General features: G+C 69.5%; 2 protein-coding genes and 1 tRNA gene. 2 read left to right on the top strand and 1 reads right to left on the bottom strand.

Annotation, left to right across the window (positions count from 1 at the left end; genetic code table 11):
- Positions 1–340: Holliday junction DNA helicase RuvB C-terminal domain-containing protein (locus F6X53_RS32025; RefSeq protein ID WP_280526092.1), on the top strand; the 340-nt coding region annotated here is incomplete at its 5' end.
- Between the two features lie 153 nt (positions 341–493).
- Positions 494–721, top strand: coding sequence for a hypothetical protein (locus F6X53_RS32020; RefSeq protein WP_151005963.1), 228 nt, complete (start codon positions 494–496; stop codon positions 719–721).
- Between the two features lie 141 nt (positions 722–862).
- On the opposite strand, the gene F6X53_RS32015 is transcribed toward F6X53_RS32020, so the two are convergent.
- Positions 863–939 (bottom strand) — tRNA-Met (locus tag F6X53_RS32015).
- Positions 940–1,038 lie beyond the last annotated feature (99 nt).

The raw sequence follows: 1,038 nt of genomic DNA, 5'->3' as shown, positions 1-1,038 counted from the left end.
CGTGGACGACGCGCCGGTGGTGACGCGGGCGATCGCCGACCGGGCGCTGCAGCTTCTCGACGTCGACCCGGTGGGTCTCGACGTGATGGACCGCAAGTACCTGAGCCTGATCGTGGGCTCGTTCGGGGGCGGGCCGGTGGGGATCGAGACGATCGCGGCGGCGCTCTCGGAGCCGCGCGACGCCATCGAGGACATCATCGAGCCCTACCTGATCCAGAAGGGCTTCGTGCAGCGCACGCCCCGCGGCCGCGTCCTCACCCCCCACGCCTTCCGGCACATGGGATTGCCCGTGCACATCGGACTGCCCGAGGCGGGGCAGCGGGTCGCCGAGCCCGCCTGATCGCCCGGGCAGGGGCGATCTGCAGAACGCGACCGCCGGAACACGCGCGTGTTCCGGCGCACGTCGGGCCGAATACAAGCATCCTACCTGATGAAGACCTGACGTTGCGCCCGCCTCTTCAAGAGAAGCGGCGCCGTAAGGAGGATCGTCATCATGAAACGGATCGTTACGGTCGCCGCGCTCGCCATCGTCATCGGGTTTCCCCTCGCCGCCTCGGCGGAGGGAGAGGGACGCCAGCCCGCGGGCGGCGCCTTCATGAGTTCCTACAGCCAAGCCCCCCTGCCGGCGGCCGCGGCCGCGGATCCGCAGCGTTTGCTGCCGACACCCTTCAGTGCGCCGCGCTACGCTTCCGCGCGTCCCGGCCGGCACCCGCGCCGCTGAGTCCGATTGCGGACGCGACCGGGGATGGGCCGCTCCGGGCCTTCGCGTGAGCGGCTTTGCGGCCACCGGGAGGCCCCGCGCGCATAAAAGAACCCCGCCAAGCTTTCGCCTGGCGGGGTTCTGTGTCGGTGTGCTGGTGTTTGGTTGCGGGGACAGGATTTGAACCTGTGACCTTCAGGTTATGAGCCTGACGAGCTACCGGGCTGCTCCACCCCGCGCCAAGGTGTGTCGGCTGGCGTGCCGGTCAGTGAATCGTGTCGAGGGGATGTTTGGCGATTGCGCTGGGCAGGTCTGGCGGCGACCGACTCTCCCGTGTC

The sequence above is a fragment of the Methylobacterium soli genome (assembly GCF_008806385.1).
Taxonomy (GTDB): domain Bacteria; phylum Pseudomonadota; class Alphaproteobacteria; order Rhizobiales; family Beijerinckiaceae; genus Methylobacterium; species Methylobacterium soli.
The sequence above is the reverse complement of the archived record's forward strand: the minus strand, read 5'-3'. Positions and strand labels throughout refer to the sequence as shown.

Bases quoted from the DNA above. Each gene is read 5' to 3' on its own strand.
- F6X53_RS32020 (WP_151005963.1), top strand. From the start codon at position 494: ATGAAACGGATCGTTACGGTCGCCGCGCTCGCCATCGTCATCGGGTTT.